We start from the raw sequence: 15,429 nt of genomic DNA, 5'->3' as shown, positions 1-15,429 counted from the left end.
CCGCTTCCGTGCCCGAGCGGGCCAAGAAGCCGTAGCCGCATAAAAACGCGCCGCCGAAACCCCAACGGCGCGTCCTTCACCTCAACAACCAACCCTCGACCTCAACGCGCCAACAACAACGCATTCGTCCGCTTCACGAAACTCGCCGGATCTTCCAGCGATCCGCCTTCGGCCAGCAACGCCTGATCGAACAGCAGATAACACCAATCCGCGAAATTCGCGCCATCGGTCTGCAGCGCCTTCACCAGCGGATGTTCCGGGTTCACTTCGAGAATCGGCTCCATCTTCGGTGCGTTCTGCCCCGCTGCCTTCAGCATGCGTTGCAGGTAGCCGCTCATGTCGCCTTCGTCGGCCACGAGACAGCTCGGCGAATCGGTCAGGCGGAAGGTCAGGCGCACGTCCTTGGCCTTGCCTTCGAGCGCTTCCTTCATCTTCTCGACGAGCGGCTTGAATTCCTCGCCGACCTTTTCCTGCTGCTGCTTTTCCTCGTCGTTCAGCGCGCCCAGATCGAGGTCGCCACGCGCGACGCTCGCCAGCGGCTTGCCGTCGAATTCGTTGAGGAAGGAGAGCATCCATTCGTCGACGCGATCCGTCAGCAACAGCACTTCCACGCCCTTCTTGCGAAACACTTCCAGATGCGGACTGTTCTTCGCGGCCTGCCAGCTGTCCGCGGTGACGTAGTAGATCTTCGTCTGCTCGGGCTTCATGCGCGAGACGTAATCGGCGAGCGAGACGTTTTGCACGTCGGAGTCGTTATGCGTCGATGCAAAACGCACCAGCTTCGCGATGCGATCCCGGTTGCTGAAATCCTCGCCAATGCCTTCCTTCAGCACCTGACCGAATTCCTTCCAAAAATTCGTGTACTTTTCTCGGTTGGCGTCGTCGGTTGCTTCGGCCGAGGACGATGCGATTTCTTCCAGCATCGACAGCACCCGCTTGCTCACGCCTTCGCGAATTGCCTTAACGTCGCGGCTTTCCTGCAGGATCTCGCGCGAGACGTTGAGCGGCAGATCGGCCGAATCGACCACGCCCTTCACGAAGCGCAAATACGCGGGCAGCAATTGCTCGGCATCGTCCATGATGAAGACGCGCTTCACGTAGAGCTTGAGGCCGCCGCGATGCTCACGGTTCCACAGATCGAACGGCGCGTGCTTCGGCACATACAGCAGTTGCGTGTATTCGCTGCGGCCTTCCACGCGGTTGTGCGTCCACGCGAGCGGGTCGTCGTGATCGTGCGAAATATGCTGGTAGAACTGCTTGTATTGCTCGTCGGTGATGTCGCTCTTGTTACGCGTCCACAGCGCGCTCGCCTGATTGACGGTCTCGTCTTCGTCCTTCTCGACCATCTCGCTCTTCTCGGCGTCCCATTCTTCCTTCTTCATGAGAATGGGCAGCGCGACGTGATCCGAATACTTCTGGATGATCGACTTGAGCTTGTGACTCGAAAGCAGTTCGTCCTCTTCCGGACGAAGATGCAGCGTGATGGTCGTGCCGCGTTGCGCGCGCTCGATATTCTCGACTTCGAACTCGCCTTCGCCCGCGCTCGTCCAGCGCACGCCTTCCGATGCCGGCAGACCGGCGCGGCGCGATTCCACTGTGATCTTGTCGGCGACGATGAAGCCCGAGTAAAAGCCCACGCCGAATTGTCCGATGAGCGCGGCGTCCTTTTGCTGGTCGCCGGAGAGCTTCGAGAAGAACTCTTTCGTGCCCGAGCGCGCGATCGTGCCCAGATGCGAGATGGCTTCTTCGCGGCTCATGCCAATGCCGTTGTCGTCGATGGTGACGGTGCGCGCCGCCTTGTCGAACGACACGCGGATACGCAAGTCCGGATCGTTCTCGTAGAGCGCGCTGTTTTCGATTGCCTCGAAGCGCAGCTTGTCTGCCGCGTCCGATGCGTTCGAGATCAGCTCGCGCAGGAAGATTTTCTTGTTGCTGTAGAGCGAATGAATCATCAGTTGCAGAAGCTGCTTCACTTCCGCCTGAAAGCTCATGGTTTCTTGCGCCATGGTCGAGTCCTCTGGTTGAGTTTTATAGATGCGGTTCGGAATGCGCGGCGTGCGATCTTAAGCCACTTGCATGGCATGCGCCGCGTACACGCGCAGAATTCGTCCGATATATGGGCGGGACGGGCTATTTCAAGGGCCGGTGAAAAGCCGGTTAGGATGACGCTTTAGCACGACCGATCGCCCGACCATGCTTCACACGCCGAAGCCCTTGATGCGTGCACGGCCGCTCACGCCCGGTGAGATCGCGCTGGCGCGGTGCGTGTTCGGCGCTTCGATCGATTATTCGACGGTCCGCGTCCACGCTCGCGGCTATCTGCCGTTCGGACTGCAACCGCGACACACCGCGATGGCGCCGAACGGCAACCTCTATTTTCCACGCGCATGCTACCAGCACGACTTCTCCGCCTGCGACCTCGGTGAGCGCATGTGGTTCATCCACGAGATGACGCATGTGTGGCAGTTCCAGCTCGGCTATTGGGTGAGGCTGCGCGGGGCGATTCGTATCGGCCTGCCTTATCGCTATGCGCTTGCGGCCGACAAAGGTCTCGCGGACTACAACATGGAAGCGCAAGGCAACCTGCTTGCCGACTATTACGCGCTTAAGTTTTGCGGCGGACAGGCGCGGCTCTATGAGCGTCGGTATCGGTTGATGCCGGGTGCGCTTGCGCTCTTCGAGCACGTGCTGGCGGGGTTTTTGAATGCGCCATCGGACCGGCGGCATTTGCCTCGTCTTCGGAATCGGCCGCGTCGGGAGAGTTGACGTGCGGCCGGGGTGCGCGGTTTTCCACGACACCATTCAGCCGAGCCGCTCGCCTAGGAACCCCGCCGCGCCGCCTTTTCCCGATGACTCGCCAGCAACTCCGGCAACGCCGGATCGCCGCAGTTGGCGATGTTGAAGCGCATCCACGTAGTGGGCGACTGATTCGGCGAAAACAGGCTGCCCGGCGTCAATAAAAAGCCGGCTTCGTGCCCCGCCGCCGCGAGACTTTCCGAATCGACACCCGTGTCGGCCCAAAGAAACATGCCGGCCGATGGCGTCGTGAACAGCTTCAGACCGGTCTTTTCCAGCATGCGAGCGGTCTTGTCACGCACGGCGTCGAGCCGCCCGCGCAGCCGTTCGACGTGCCGCCGGTAATGCCCTTCGGTCAACACCTTGTAAAGCACGCGTTCGTTGAGTTCGGGCGTCGTCATGCCGACGAGCATCTTCTGATCGGCGAGCGCCTTCGCCACTTCCGCCGATGCCGCGACATAACCCACGCGCAGATTCGCGGCGAGCGTCTTCGAAAAGCTGCCGAGAAAGATCACGCGCTTGAGTTGATCGAGCGATGCAAGCCGCGTTGCCGGATACGAAGGCGCACACAGATCGCCGTAGATATCGTCCTCGATGACCATGAAGTCGTACTGCTGCGCGAGTTGCAGGATGCGGAACGCCTGCGCCGCCGTGAGCGACGTGCCGGTCGGGTTCTGCAGCACCGAGTTGATGATCAGCATCTTCGGCCGCCAGGTCGCGACGAGCGATTCGAGCGCGTCGAGATCGGGCCCATCCGGCGTGTACGGCATGCCGACGAGCCGCGCGCCCTGCGATGCGAAGCGGCCGAACATCTGGAACCACGCGGGATCGCCGACGATCACCGCATCGCCCGGCTTGACGTAAAGGCGCGAAATCAGGTCGATGGCCTGTGTGATGCCCGACACCATTACGATCTGCTGCTCGGTCGCGCCGATCTCCAGTTCCGCGAGACGCGTCTGCAACTGCAGCCGCAGCGGCAGAAAACCATGCGGCGTGCCCATGCCGAGCATCTGCGCGCCGGACATGCGGCTCATCGAGCGCAGCGCGTTGGTGATGAGCTCGCCGTCGAGCCACCGGTTCGGCAGATAGCCGAGCCCCGGCCCTTTCTCGGGACTCGAACTGTGCAGCATGTTGCGCAGAAGCCAGACCACGTCGATTGCGTTCTGCACGGGCGCCTGCTCCGGCGCCGGGCTCGCGGCGGCCACGATACGGTCGCGCACGTAGAAGCCCGACCCGCGCCGCGAATCGAGATAGCCGTGCGCGACAAGCCGCTCATAAGCCTCGACCACGGTGAAGCGCGACACGCCTTTATCGACCGCCAACTTGCGGATGGACGGCATGCGCATGCCCGGCCGGAACACCCGTTCGTCGATGCGGCGGCGTCCCCACTGCACGAGCTGATCGACGAGCGTTAGCTGCGCGGCGTCGTGCGGAGCGGGAATCTGATCGAGCGGGACGGACATGCGGGCCTCCGTGGCGGATGTGCGGTTCAGGCGAAGTGTTCAATATGCTCAAAACTGTACAGAACAGTATCCCGCCGATTGTACCGTTACTGTTCTGGTGGCAGCAGCTACATTCTGCATTCGGGCTGCACTGGATGGCGCATCCTTTCCGTGACCGTGCGCTTCGGGCGGCGCGGGCGAGCGGTTATGCTATCGGCCCCTGTATTGACGCTTCGGGCTTGTGCCATGACCGCTCATCCGCTGAAACTCGACCATCTCGTGATCGCCGCGCGCACGCTTGCCGAGGGCGCGCAATTTATCGCCGCGAAGTTCGGCGTGGAGACCGCGCCCGGTGGCGCGCATCCGCTCATGCGCACGCACAACCGGCTCTTGAGCCTGTGGGGCGGCGCTTATATCGAAGTGATCGCAATCGATCCGGACGCGCCTTCGCCCGCCACATCGCGCCCGCGCCTCTTCGCGCTCGACGACCCGGCGTTGCAGCGTCGCCTCGAAGACGGTCCGCAGCTCGTGCACTGGGTGCTTCGGGTGGATCGGCCGAAGTCGCTCGTGCGCTGGCAGGAGCAGTATCCGGAACGCATCGCGCCCGTGGTGGCAATGTCGCGCTCCGGCAATACGTGGGGGCTGACGGTGCCGGACGACGGCGCGTTCCCCGCGTGGCAAGGCGTGGGCGATGGCGTGTTGCCCGCGCTGATCCAATGGGATACGCCGCGTCATCCGAGCGATACGTTGCCGCAAACGGGCATTGCGCTGGCATCGCTCACGGGGTTTCATCCGAACGCGGATGCGGTGGCGCAGCAGCTCGAATGGCTCGGCGCGGCGCATCTGATGCAAGTCGAGCCAACGCGTGGCGCGCCCGCTCTCGTCGCGCGTTTCGAGCTGCCAGATGGCTCGATGGTGACGCTCGGCGAATCGGCGGAATCGGTGGAGGCGGCGCGGCTTGCGAACGAGCAGGCGCGGCAGGCGGCAGGCAAGCGAAGGCGTGTGCGAGACAAGGCTGCGGCGGTTGCGTCGGATGGCGATTCGTCTGCCGAAGAAGGCGGTGCATCCAGCATGCAAAGCGATCCGCGCGAACTGCCAGCCGAGACGAATGAGCAAGCCACGGTCGATGCCGACGCCGCACCTACCGACGGCAACGACGACAACGACGACTAACAGCGAACCCAAGAGCCCGCCCCAAAGGAGACATGGAACGATGAGAACCCGCGAAACCGAAGGCATGTTGCTCGGCCTGATCGGCGTCGTCATCTTCAGCCTCACGCTGCCGATGACGCGCATCGTCGTGCAGGAAGTGCATCCGCTTCTGAACGGGCTCGGGCGCGCGCTCGTCGCCGCGCTGCCCGCCGCCTTGCTGCTTGCATGGTGCCGCGAAAAGCGGCCGTCCTGGCCGCAGATCAAGAGCCTCGCGGTCGTGTCTCTTGGCGTGATCGTCGCGTTTCCGGTGTTTTCCGCCTGGGCGATGAAAACCGTCCCTGCGTCGCACGGCGCCGTGGTCAATGGCTTGCAGCCGCTGTGCGTCGCGATCTACGCCGCGTGGCTCTCGCACGAGCGGCCATCGAAACTCTTCTGGGTGAGCGCTATCGCGGGCAGCGCGATCGTCATCGCGTTCGCCTTGCAGACGGGCGGCGGCGGCTTGCAGGCAGGCGACCTTCTGATGCTCGTCGCGGTCGGCATCGGCGCGCTCGGCTATGCGGAAGGCGCGCGGCTCGCCAGACAGATGGGCGGATGGCAGGTGATCTGCTGGGCGCTCGTGCTATCGGCGCCCTTCCTCGTGCTGCCGGTCGGCTGGCTCGCGTGGGCGCATCACGCGGCTCATCCCGAGCCGCTCGCTTTACGCACGTGGCTCGCGTTCGGTTACGTGACGCTCTTCTCGCAGTTCATCGGCTTCTTCGCGTGGTACACGGGCCTCGCGATGGGCGGCATCGCGCGCGTCGGACAAGTGCAATTACTGCAGATTTTCTTCACGATGGCATTCTCCGCGCTCTTCTTCGGCGAACAGGTAAGCGCGACGACGTGGCTCTACGCGACCGCTGTCATCGTGACAGTCGTGCTCGGGCGCAAGACGGCGGTGCGCGCGGCGCCGCTGCCCGTTGCGGCGGCAAGCCCGAACAGCGCAAGATAAGCACCCAGGCCGAAAGCCCGAGACCGTGCACGCAAGTTCGCTTGGGCGATAATCGACATTTCAGGCGGCCGTGCACTTTGCCGCCGGATTCAGGATCAGCTTCAGCCAGTTGTAGTCAACCCCGGAAACCCCAAGCGAGACATTCCATGAATCAAGCCGATCTGCGCGCCACGCCGTGGCAACTTTCCGAACGCGCCCGCAAGCTCACCAGCTCGGCGATTCGTGAAATTCTCAAAGTCACGGAGCGGCCCGAAGTCATTTCCTTCGCGGGCGGCCTGCCCTCGCCGCAGACGTTTCCCGTCGAGGAAATGCGCGTCGCGTCCGAACGCATCTTGCGCGATCAGCCCGCCGCCGCGCTTCAGTACAGCGCGACCGAAGGCTACATGCCGCTGCGCGAATGGATCGCGGCGCGTTATTCGAAAGACGGCGTGACCATTCGTCCGACGCAGGTGCTCGTCACGACGGGCTCGCAGCAAGCGCTCGATCTGCTTGGCAAGACGCTCGTCGATCCCGGCAGCCGCGTGCTCGTCGAAACGCCGACTTATCTCGGCGCGCTGCAGTCCTTTTCGATGTTCGAGCCGCATTACGTGCAGATGCCGACGGACGAAGCCGGCCTCATCCCCGAAGGACTGAGCGCCGCGCTCACCGCCGATGCACGCCTGCTCTACGCACAGCCGAACTTCCAGAATCCGACGGGTCGCCGTCTGCCGCTGGAGCGCCGCCGCGCGCTCGCCGCGTTCGCGCAAAGCGCCGCGTTTCCGATCATCGAGGACGACCCCTACGGCGCGCTCGATTACGCCGGCGCTCCGCTGCCCACGCTGCTCTCGATGGCGCCCGATCACATCGTCCATCTGGGCTCGTTCTCGAAAGTGCTGGCGCCGGGTCTGCGTGTGGGCTACATCATCGCGCCCGAGGAGCTGCACTTCAAACTCGTGCAAGCCAAGCAGGCAACCGATCTGCATACGCCGAGTCTCACGCAACGTATCGTTCATGAAGTCATCAAGGACGGCTTTCTCGATCGACATGTGCCGACCATCCGCGCGCTGTATCGCGACCAGTGTCAGGCCATGCTCGACGCGCTCGAACGTCACATGCCCGCCGGTGTCGAATGGAACCGGCCCGAAGGCGGCATGTTCGTGTGGGTGAAACTGCCGAAGCACATCGATTCGATGAAGCTGCTCGAACAGTCCATCGCGGAGAACGTGGCGTTCGTGCCGGGCGGTCCGTTCTTCGCCAACGACGCCGAGCACAACACGCTGCGTCTTTCGTTCGTGACGGTGCCGCCCGCGAAGATCGACGAAGGCGTCGCCAGGCTCGGCGCACTGCTGCGCGCGAGCGTCTGATCCACGCGCGGCGCTTTATTGGCGTCGCGCTTCAATTCACTCCAGGAGTCATCGATGGCATCCAACGTTTACGACAAGCTGAAGGAACTCGGTATCGACCTGCCCACCGCAGGCGCGCCCGCCGCCGCCTACGTGATGAGCGCGCAGAGCGGCAACACGGTTTATCTGTCGGGGCACATCGCCAAGAAAGACGGCAAGGTTTATACGGGCAAGCTCGGCGACACGCTTTCCACCGAAGAAGGCAAGGCCGCCGCGCGCAACGTGGCCATCGACCTGATCGCGACGCTGCACGCGCATGTGGGCGACCTGAACCGCGTGCGCCGTATCGTCAAGGTGATGAGCCTCGTCAATTCGACGCCAGACTTCACCGAGCAGCATCTCGTCACCAACGGCGCGTCCGAACTCATCGCGGATATTTTCGGCGATGCCGGCAAGCACGCGCGTTCGGCCTTCGGCGTGGCGCAGATTCCGCTTGGCGCATGTGTGGAAATCGAACTGATCGCCGAAGTAGCCTGACGCTTTCGCCTTCGCACCGCACGGTCGCAAGAACCCGGCGTCATCAGGCGCCGGGTTTTTTGTTTGCACACTTGCCAAGAACGGCTGAAGACGCATGCGCGGCGAAAGCGCCTCGACGATGCATTCGCGCCTGCCGAAACGATTCGTCGGCAGGCATCGGCAGCCACTTCGTTACGATATTCGATGGCACATTTTGCTTGCGGGACGTCGGTTCATCGGCAAGTCGTGCCACGCGTATACCCCTTGGCCACGCCCCTTTCCGAACTCCGGTCTGTTCGCTAATATCTGAACAATCGGGGACCACAAAAGCTCGAGCGCGATTCGTGTCGTATTCAGCCGCTTGCGCTTCGGCGCAAACGTATGCTGTCAGATAAGTCGCACCCTCATCGTCAAATCCGTGTTGTAGTTGCTTCAGTTGCCGCACGGCTTCAAGTAACCGCCGGGCGCCGAACGCTTCTCACGCGAAGCGCATGGCGCCAGATTCGCCATGCATCGTCGTTCGAAGCGTGGTCGCCCAACTCGCGCGGTATAGTGGCTCGTTTCGCCTCAACGCAAGAAGACATGGTCCGCTTCATACACATCGCGCGCTCGGCAGCTTGCAACCTCTCGTGCTCTTCGTCAGCCGAAGCGTTGCATGCCCTCGCGGGCCCACGCCTTCCATGAAGCGCTCGCGCATCAAGGCCAGCGACGCGCGCTCCGTGACACCGGGCGCGCGGCGGCGGCGCGCACTGCTGCTCATTCCCGTGCTCGGCACACTGGTGCTGGTGTCGTTGTGGGCCGTGATCTTCACGCGGCTCTCGGTGGAACGTGAATCCACCACGCACGAATCCATGGCGTCCGCCGCCATCCTCTCCTCCGCGCTCGAACAGCACACGATCAAGGCGATCCATCAGGTCGATCAGATCACGCGCTTTGTCAAGTACGAATACGAGAAGTCGCCCAGCGAGTTCGATCTCATCGCTACCGTGGACAAAGGCGTCGTGCAGAGCGACACGCTCGTGCAAGTCTCGCTCATCGACGAACACGGCGCGCTCATCGCCACGACGGCCGATCCGCATCCGAAGCCCATCGACTTGTCGGATCGCGAGCACTTCAAGGTTCACGTCCACTCCAACGACGACCTGCTCTATATCAGCCGGCCCGTGCGCGGACGCGTCTCCGGCATCTGGACGCTGCAAATCACGCGGCGGTTGAATCATTCCGATGGCTCGTTCGCGGGCGTGGTCGTCGTTTCGGAAGACCCGGCGTACTTCACGAGCGATTTCTATAACGTCGCCTCCATCGGGCATGAAGGCGTGATCGCGGTCGTGTCAGACAACGGCTCGGTGCTCGCGCGCAGTACGGGCGGCGGCGCGGGCACTTCTGGCGTAGCTGGCGTATCCGGCGCCTCTGGCGCTTCGTCTGCGGCCTCCGATGCACGCGCGCCGAACGCCGTAGCCAAGGGCAGCGGCGCGCGCAACGCGAGCGGCCCCGTCCACGGCGAGTTCAGTGCGAGCGGCGTGTATCCGACCTCGGAGCACGCGTCGGGCATCTATGTCGATCCGATCGACGGCGTGAGGCGCATCGTGTCTTACCGGCATATCGACGGCTATCCGCTCGGCGTCCTCGTCGGCCTTTCGGAGCGCGAGGAACTCGTCGACTTCAATCACACGCGCAACGTGTATCTGCTGATGGCGGGCTTCATCTCGCTCGCGATGCTGGGCTTCTTCGCGGTCGCCACGGGTCTCATCGGCAAGCTGCTCGGGCGCGAGCGCGAGATGACGCATCTCGTCGAATACGATCTGCTGACAGGCTTGCGTAATCGCTATTCGACTCTGCGCGGGCTGCGGCAGGACGTGGCGCACACCGAGAACATCGGGCGGCTTGCGCTGCTCTTCATCGACCTCGACAACTTCAAGACCGTCAACGACACGCTCGGCCACAACGCGGGCGATATCGTCCTGCAGATGACGGCGTCGCGTCTCGCCGAAACCGTCGGACAAAGCGGCACGCTGTCGCGTATCGGCGGCGACGAGTTCGTGGTGGTCGTCAAGGGCGAGGAAGTGGAGCAGCGCGCGATCACGCTCGCCGACGACATCTCGACCATGTTCGCCACGCCGTTCGATGTGCGCGGCAGTGCGTTCGTGCTGCACGCGAGCATCGGCATTGCGCTCTTTTCGGTATCGAACGAAAGCGAGATCGATCTGCTGAAGAAGGCCGATCTCGCGATGTACAGCGCGAAGGACGCGGGCAAGAACTGCTATCAGTTCTATTCGCCGCAGTTGTCGCATCGCGCGGATCATCTGATGAAGTGGGAGCAGCAGTTGCGCGTCGCGTTGACGGAGCAGCAGCTCTTTCTCGTGTATCAGCCGAAGATCGATCTGGCGCGGCGCTGCATTACCGGGTTCGAGGCGCTCGTGCGCTGGAATCATCCGCAGCATGGGCTGATTCCCGCCAACGAATTCATTCCGGTTGCGGAGTCGACCGGCTTGATCGTCGCGGTGGGCGACTTCGTGGTTCACACGGCCTGCATGCAGCTCGCGCAATGGCAGCGCGAGGGCTACACCGGCTTGTCGCTCGCGGTGAACATATCGGCCGTGCAATTCTGGCGGGGAGACTTGCTTGAGACGGTGGCGCGATCCATCGAGGCGAGCGGCATTCCGTCGGACAAGCTCGAACTCGAGATCACCGAAACCGTGATGGTTGAATATCCCGAGCTCGTGCAGGAAAAGATCATGGCGTTGAAGCGTCTTGGCGTGCGTATCGCGCTGGACGACTTCGGCACGGGCTATTCGTCGCTGTCGTATCTGAACCGTTTTTCGGTGGATACCTTGAAGGTTGATCGCTCCTTCATCCAGGCGATTCCCGAAGACCGCAGCGTGTGCGTGATGGTGTCGGCCATCGTGAATCTCGCGCGTTCGCTCGGCCTGACGGTGGTCGTGGAAGGCACGGAACGCGAAGAGCAGATCGTGTGGCTCGCGGCGCTCGGTCCGGTGGAAGCGCAAGGCTTCCTGTTTTCGCGGCCCGTACCCGCGGATGGCGTGCAGGCCTTGCTCGACCGCTTTGGCGTATGCGGCTTGACACGAGGGGTCATGCCACGCTCGGAGAAAGATGCGGGCCATGCGGGTCAAGAGCCGCCGAGTCCCGCGCTGAGCGACGAACGCGGCGTTTGAGACTCAAAAGCCGCGCGACAAGACGGCAGTACCGATCGTCACCACGCCCAATACCAGGTTGATCACGACGAGGCGCCGCACCGTGCCCACGGCGCGCGCGCCATCGGGCCAGTTCTGCGCCTGCACCGCGCGACGGATGCGCGGAAACACGCCAAAGCGGATGTGCCCGAAGATCAGCATCATCACGATGCCGAGCCCTGCCATGGCGTGCAGCGGCCACGCCGCGTGACCACCGCCGAACTGCCACAGCAGGAAGCCGCCCGTGAGCAGAATCACGAGCACCGACCCCGCGACCCAGTTGAAGAAGCGTGCGAACACGGCTTCCCAGAGCGGCAGGCGCAATTGCGGCGTGAGATCGCCGAGCGCCGGGCGCAGGCAGAAATGCGCGAAGACCATCCCGCCTATCCATATGGCGACACCGAGCAGGTGCAGGAAAAGGGCGGCTTCGATGGCGTGGGTCATGGATCTTTTGATTATCGGTTGATTAGGTTCGGGAGGAAGGTGCCGCGGGTGACGCGATGTGTAGCCGTTTTGTTTGCTGCGATTTTCGTTTATTTCGAATAAAATGGAAAGCCTGCCGAACGTACATGAGAACAGCCATGACCCATCCAGCCATATCCGAGACGACGCTGCCGGTCGAACGCGAAGTACAGGTTGCGGGCGAAGGACAGCGCACACTTGCCGCCTATCTCTCGACCGGATTTCAGACTCAACGCATTCAAATTTACGATGACCATGAAAAGGCGCATCAAGTTGAATTGCCAACTTCGGCGCTTCGACTGCTCGTCGATATCCTCGCCGAACTTGCGGACGGCAACGCTGTAAGAGTGGTCCCGGTTCACGCCGAGCTGACCACGCAGGAGGCCGCCGATCTGCTCAACGTTTCCAGACCGCATCTCGTCAAATTGCTCGAATCCAATGCGTTGCCGTTTCGCAAGACCGGGAAGCATCGCCGCGTGCGCTTCACGGACCTCATGCGCTACAAAGCCGAGCGCGATCAAGAAAGCGAGCGGGCCATGGAAGCATTAACCCGACAGGCACAAGAACTAGGAATGGGTTACGAATGAGGAGTTCCCGCTTTACGGTTATTTATAATGCGTGCGTGTTGTACCCGGCGCCGTTGCGAGACTTTCTGATGTGGCTGGGTTTGTCCGGGCTTTTTTCAGAGCGCGATGGAGCGCGCGAATACACGACGAATGGAAGCGCAATCTCTTGCGTAACCGTCCCGACTTGTCGGCACGACAAGTGGACCGCACGGCCGCCCTGATGGATGCCGCCATTCCAGACGCACTCGTCAGCCACTATGACGAACTCATCGACGCGCTCGACCTTCCCGATCCCAACGACCGCCATGTGCTGGCGGCGGCAATTCGCTGCGGCGCGAGCGTTATCGTCACGTTCAACAAGCGCGATTTTCCAGACGAAGTCTTGTCGACCTACGACGTCGAGGCGCAGCACCCCGATGTGTTCGTCGACAATCTTTTCGATCTCGACGAAGCCGCCGTGGTGCTCGCGGCCCAACGTCAACGCAGACAGCTAAGGAACCCTTTGCTCGACGTGGACCGTTATCTCGACATCCTGTCGAAGCAGGGGCTCGTCACTACTTGTAAATCTCTCGCGAGATTCCGGTCGGTCTTGTAGAGCGCGATGCCGGAAGCAAACCGGCATCGCGACGGACTCACAATCGCCCTCACTCAAACACCGGCCTCAACTCCGCGACCTTCAACGTCCCATCCGGCGTCCTGCCCTTTCTCGCCCGCTTGCCCAGATGCAATTGCAACTGCGAGCCCGACAGCTTCTCGTCCTTCGGCTTGCCGCCGCGTCCGGTGCCGATCATCACCACGCCGCGTGCATCGATGGCAAGCGCCTGACGCAAGGTTTCCTTCGGATCGAGCGCCATCAGAATCACGCCGCGTCCGCCGCCCGAGAGCGTCTTCATCTCGTCCATGCCGAACACGAGCAGTCGCCCCGTGCTAGATAAACACGCGACATAGTTCGCGCCCGGCACGACCGGCATCGGCGCAAGCGGCAATGCGCCCTCGTCGATCGTCATGAACGCCTTGCCCGCCTTGTTGCGGCTCACCATGTCGCCGAGCTTCGCCATGAAGCCAAAGCCATTGCTCGATGCCAGCAGCAACGGCTGCTCCGCCGTCGCCGCGAAGTAATGCAGCAAGTGCGAGCCCGACTCCAGTTCGATCAGCGACGTGACTGGCACGCCGTCGCCACGGCCGCCCGGCAGCAAGGCGACCGCCACGGAATACACGCGCCCGTTGCTGCCCCAAGCGATGAGCGTGTCCGGCGTGCGCGCCTGGAACACCGCGTAAAGACTGTCGCCCGCCTTGAAAGTAAAGCCCGCCGGATCGAGTCCGTGGCCTTTCAGCGCGCGCACCCAGCCACGCTGCGAGACGACTACCGTCACCGGTTCGTCGACCACGCGCACTTCGAAGGTCGCGCGCTTTTCCTGCTGAATCAGCGTGCGGCGATCGTCGCCATATTGCTTCGCGTCCGACTCGATTTCCTTGATGAGCAGACGCTTCATCGCGGCATCGCTATTGAGCAACTCTTCGAGCTTCGTCTTCTCGGTGCCGAGGTCGGCCAGCTCCTGCTCGATCTTGATCGCTTCGAGCCGCGCCAACTGACGCAAGCGGATTTCGAGGATGTCTTCCGCCTGCCGGTCCGACAGGTTGAAGCGCTGGATCAGCGCCTGCTTCGGCTCGTCCGCCTCGCGGATGATGCGAATGACCTCGTCGATATTCAGGAAGACGATCATCCGCCCTTCGAGAATATGGATGCGGTCGTTCACCTTGTTCAGCCGATGCTGCGTGCGGCGCGTCACCGTCACGAAGCGGAAGCCGACCCACTCGTGCAAGATTTCGACGATGCCCTTTTGCCGCGGCCGGCCATCCGCGCCGACCATCACCAGGTTGATCGCCGCGTTCGATTCGAGGCTCGTATGCGCGAGCAGCGAATGCACGAATTCGGTCTGGTCGATACGGCTTGACTTCGGCTCGAACACGAGCCGCACGGGCGCGTCCTTGCCGGACTCGTCGCGAACGGTGTCGAGCAAGCCGAGCAGTGTCTGCTTGGTCTGCAACTGGTCGGGCGTGAGCGTCTTCTTGCCGAGCTTGATCTTCGGGTTGGTGAGTTCCTCGATTTCTTCGAGAACCTTCTGTCCGGACGTGCTCGGCGGCAATTCGGTAATGACGAGTTGCCACTGACCGCGCGCGAGTTCCTCGATCTTCCAGCGGGCGCGCACTTTCAGGCTGCCGCGTCCGGTCTCGTAGGCCGTCGAGATTTCCGCGTGACTCGAGATGATCTGCCCGCCGCCCGGAAAGTCCGGGCCGTTCAGCTTTTCCATCACGCCGGCATGGCCGAGTTTCGGGTCGCGGATCATCGCGACGGCGGCCTGCGCCACTTCGCGCAGATTGTGCGAGGGAATCTCGGTTGCGAGACCCACCGCAATGCCCGATGCGCCATTGAGCAACAAGAACGGCAGACGCGCGGGCAAGAGCTTCGGCTCTTCGAACGAACCGTCGTAGTTCGGCATGAAATCGACGGTGCCCTGATCGATTTCATCGAGCAAAAGGCGCGCAATGGGCGTGAGACGCGCTTCGGTGTAGCGCATGGCTGCCGCGCCATCGCCGTCGCGCGAGCCGAAATTGCCCTGACCGTCGATGAGCGGATAGCGCATCGAAAAGTCCTGCGCGAGACGCACGAGCGCGTCGTAGGCGGACTGGTCGCCGTGCGGGTGATACTTGCCGAGCACGTCGCCGACCACGCGCGCCGACTTCACCGGCTTCGCGCCCGAGGCGAGCCCCATCTCGCTCATCGCGTAGAGGATGCGGCGCTGCACGGGCTTTTGCCCGTCGCACACGTCGGGCAGCGCGCGGCCCTTGACCACGCTCACCGCGTAGTCGAGATAAGCGCGTTCGGCGTAATCGCCGAGTGTGAGTTGTTCGCCTTCCGGTGCTGCTTGCTGATCGGCGAAGAGATCGTCTGTGATTCCCATCGAATATCCGTTGTTATGCGTTCAGGGCGCG

Annotated in this window: 10 protein-coding genes and 2 pseudogenes; 8 read left to right on the top strand and 4 right to left on the bottom strand. The window is 62.6% G+C overall.

The genetic code is table 11. The features are described from left to right. Positions 1 to 101 precede the first annotated feature (101 nt). The gene (gene htpG / locus QCE79_RS04440; RefSeq protein ID WP_309842151.1) at positions 102 to 2,006 is read right to left on the bottom strand and encodes a molecular chaperone HtpG; all 1,905 of its coding nucleotides are present in this window, start codon (positions 2,004 to 2,006) and stop codon (positions 102 to 104) included. A gap of 187 nt (positions 2,007 to 2,193) precedes the next feature. Between htpG and QCE79_RS04435 the strand changes: the two genes are divergently transcribed. After that, positions 2,194 to 2,766: a Rhs element Vgr protein gene (locus QCE79_RS04435; protein WP_309842149.1), complete on the top strand. Its 573-nt coding sequence runs from the start codon at positions 2,194 to 2,196 to the stop codon at positions 2,764 to 2,766. Positions 2,767 to 2,819: 53 nt separating this feature from the next. Here QCE79_RS04435 and QCE79_RS04430 read toward each other — a convergent pair whose 3' ends face one another. After that, positions 2,820 to 4,259: a PLP-dependent aminotransferase family protein gene (locus QCE79_RS04430; RefSeq protein WP_250464154.1), complete on the bottom strand. Its 1,440-nt coding sequence runs from the start codon at positions 4,257 to 4,259 to the stop codon at positions 2,820 to 2,822. Positions 4,260 to 4,484: 225 nt separating this feature from the next. Between QCE79_RS04430 and QCE79_RS04425 the strand changes: the two are divergent. The 5 genes and pseudogenes from QCE79_RS04425 to QCE79_RS04405 form a co-directional block, all read left to right on the top strand. After that, a pseudogene (locus QCE79_RS04425) lies at positions 4,485 to 5,147 on the top strand (VOC family protein); the annotation flags it as partial. A gap of 304 nt (positions 5,148 to 5,451) precedes the next feature. Further along, positions 5,452 to 6,378 carry a DMT family transporter gene (locus QCE79_RS04420; protein WP_309842146.1) on the top strand — a complete coding sequence of 309 codons (927 nt, stop codon included), beginning with the start codon at positions 5,452 to 5,454 and terminating at the stop codon, positions 6,376 to 6,378. A 146-nt stretch (positions 6,379 to 6,524) separates the two neighbouring features. Further along, the gene (locus QCE79_RS04415) at positions 6,525 to 7,721 is read left to right on the top strand and encodes a PLP-dependent aminotransferase family protein (protein ID WP_250464150.1); all 1,197 of its coding nucleotides are present in this window, start codon (positions 6,525 to 6,527) and stop codon (positions 7,719 to 7,721) included. A gap of 54 nt (positions 7,722 to 7,775) precedes the next feature. Then, complete coding sequence (locus tag QCE79_RS04410; RefSeq protein WP_244827491.1) at positions 7,776 to 8,237, top strand: RidA family protein; 462 nt, start codon at positions 7,776 to 7,778, stop codon at positions 8,235 to 8,237. Positions 8,238 to 8,896: 659 nt separating this feature from the next. Beyond that, the gene (locus QCE79_RS04405) at positions 8,897 to 11,389 is read left to right on the top strand and encodes an EAL domain-containing protein (RefSeq protein WP_309842142.1); all 2,493 of its coding nucleotides are present in this window, start codon (positions 8,897 to 8,899) and stop codon (positions 11,387 to 11,389) included. Between the two features lie 3 nt (positions 11,390 to 11,392). Here the strand turns inward: QCE79_RS04405 and QCE79_RS04400 are convergent, their stop codons facing one another. Continuing rightward, positions 11,393 to 11,851, bottom strand: a complete 459-nt coding sequence (locus QCE79_RS04400) for a CopD family protein (protein WP_244827489.1) — start codon at positions 11,849 to 11,851, stop codon at positions 11,393 to 11,395. Positions 11,852 to 11,988: 137 nt separating this feature from the next. Between QCE79_RS04400 and QCE79_RS04395 the strand changes: the two genes are divergently transcribed. Then, on the top strand, positions 11,989 to 12,456 hold the full coding sequence (locus QCE79_RS04395) for a helix-turn-helix domain-containing protein (protein ID WP_309845180.1): 468 nt from the start codon (positions 11,989 to 11,991) through the stop codon (positions 12,454 to 12,456). After that, positions 12,453 to 13,030, top strand: a pseudogene (locus QCE79_RS04390) (PIN domain-containing protein). The gene QCE79_RS04395 and the pseudogene QCE79_RS04390 overlap by 4 nt, the downstream one beginning before the upstream one ends. Before the next feature lie 49 nt (positions 13,031 to 13,079). On the opposite strand, the gene parC reads toward QCE79_RS04390, so the two are convergent. After that, positions 13,080 to 15,398: a DNA topoisomerase IV subunit A gene (gene parC / locus QCE79_RS04385; protein ID WP_244827488.1), complete on the bottom strand. Its 2,319-nt coding sequence runs from the start codon at positions 15,396 to 15,398 to the stop codon at positions 13,080 to 13,082. Positions 15,399 to 15,429 lie beyond the last annotated feature (31 nt).

Source organism: Caballeronia sp. LZ003 (assembly GCF_031451465.1).
Lineage (GTDB): Bacteria > Pseudomonadota > Gammaproteobacteria > Burkholderiales > Burkholderiaceae > Caballeronia.
Note: the sequence above shows the minus strand (reverse complement) of the source record. Positions and strands in the feature narration are given on the sequence as shown.

What these genes read in the sequence shown, in the direction of transcription:
- htpG (WP_309842151.1), bottom strand. Translation starts at nt 2,006, where the DNA reads ATGGCGCAAGAAACCATGAGCTTTCAGGCGGAAGTGAAGCAGCTTCTG.
- QCE79_RS04435 (WP_309842149.1), top strand. Translation starts at nt 2,194, where the DNA reads ATGCTTCACACGCCGAAGCCCTTGATGCGTGCACGGCCGCTCACGCCC.
- QCE79_RS04430 (WP_250464154.1), bottom strand. Translation starts at nt 4,259, where the DNA reads ATGTCCGTCCCGCTCGATCAGATTCCCGCTCCGCACGACGCCGCGCAG.
- QCE79_RS04420 (WP_309842146.1), top strand. Translation starts at nt 5,452, where the DNA reads ATGAGAACCCGCGAAACCGAAGGCATGTTGCTCGGCCTGATCGGCGTC.
- QCE79_RS04415 (WP_250464150.1), top strand. Translation starts at nt 6,525, where the DNA reads ATGAATCAAGCCGATCTGCGCGCCACGCCGTGGCAACTTTCCGAACGC.
- QCE79_RS04410 (WP_244827491.1), top strand. Translation starts at nt 7,776, where the DNA reads ATGGCATCCAACGTTTACGACAAGCTGAAGGAACTCGGTATCGACCTG.
- QCE79_RS04405 (WP_309842142.1), top strand. Translation starts at nt 8,897, where the DNA reads ATGAAGCGCTCGCGCATCAAGGCCAGCGACGCGCGCTCCGTGACACCG.
- QCE79_RS04400 (WP_244827489.1), bottom strand. Translation starts at nt 11,851, where the DNA reads ATGACCCACGCCATCGAAGCCGCCCTTTTCCTGCACCTGCTCGGTGTC.
- QCE79_RS04395 (WP_309845180.1), top strand. Translation starts at nt 11,989, where the DNA reads ATGACCCATCCAGCCATATCCGAGACGACGCTGCCGGTCGAACGCGAA.
- parC (WP_244827488.1), bottom strand. Translation starts at nt 15,398, where the DNA reads ATGGGAATCACAGACGATCTCTTCGCCGATCAGCAAGCAGCACCGGAA.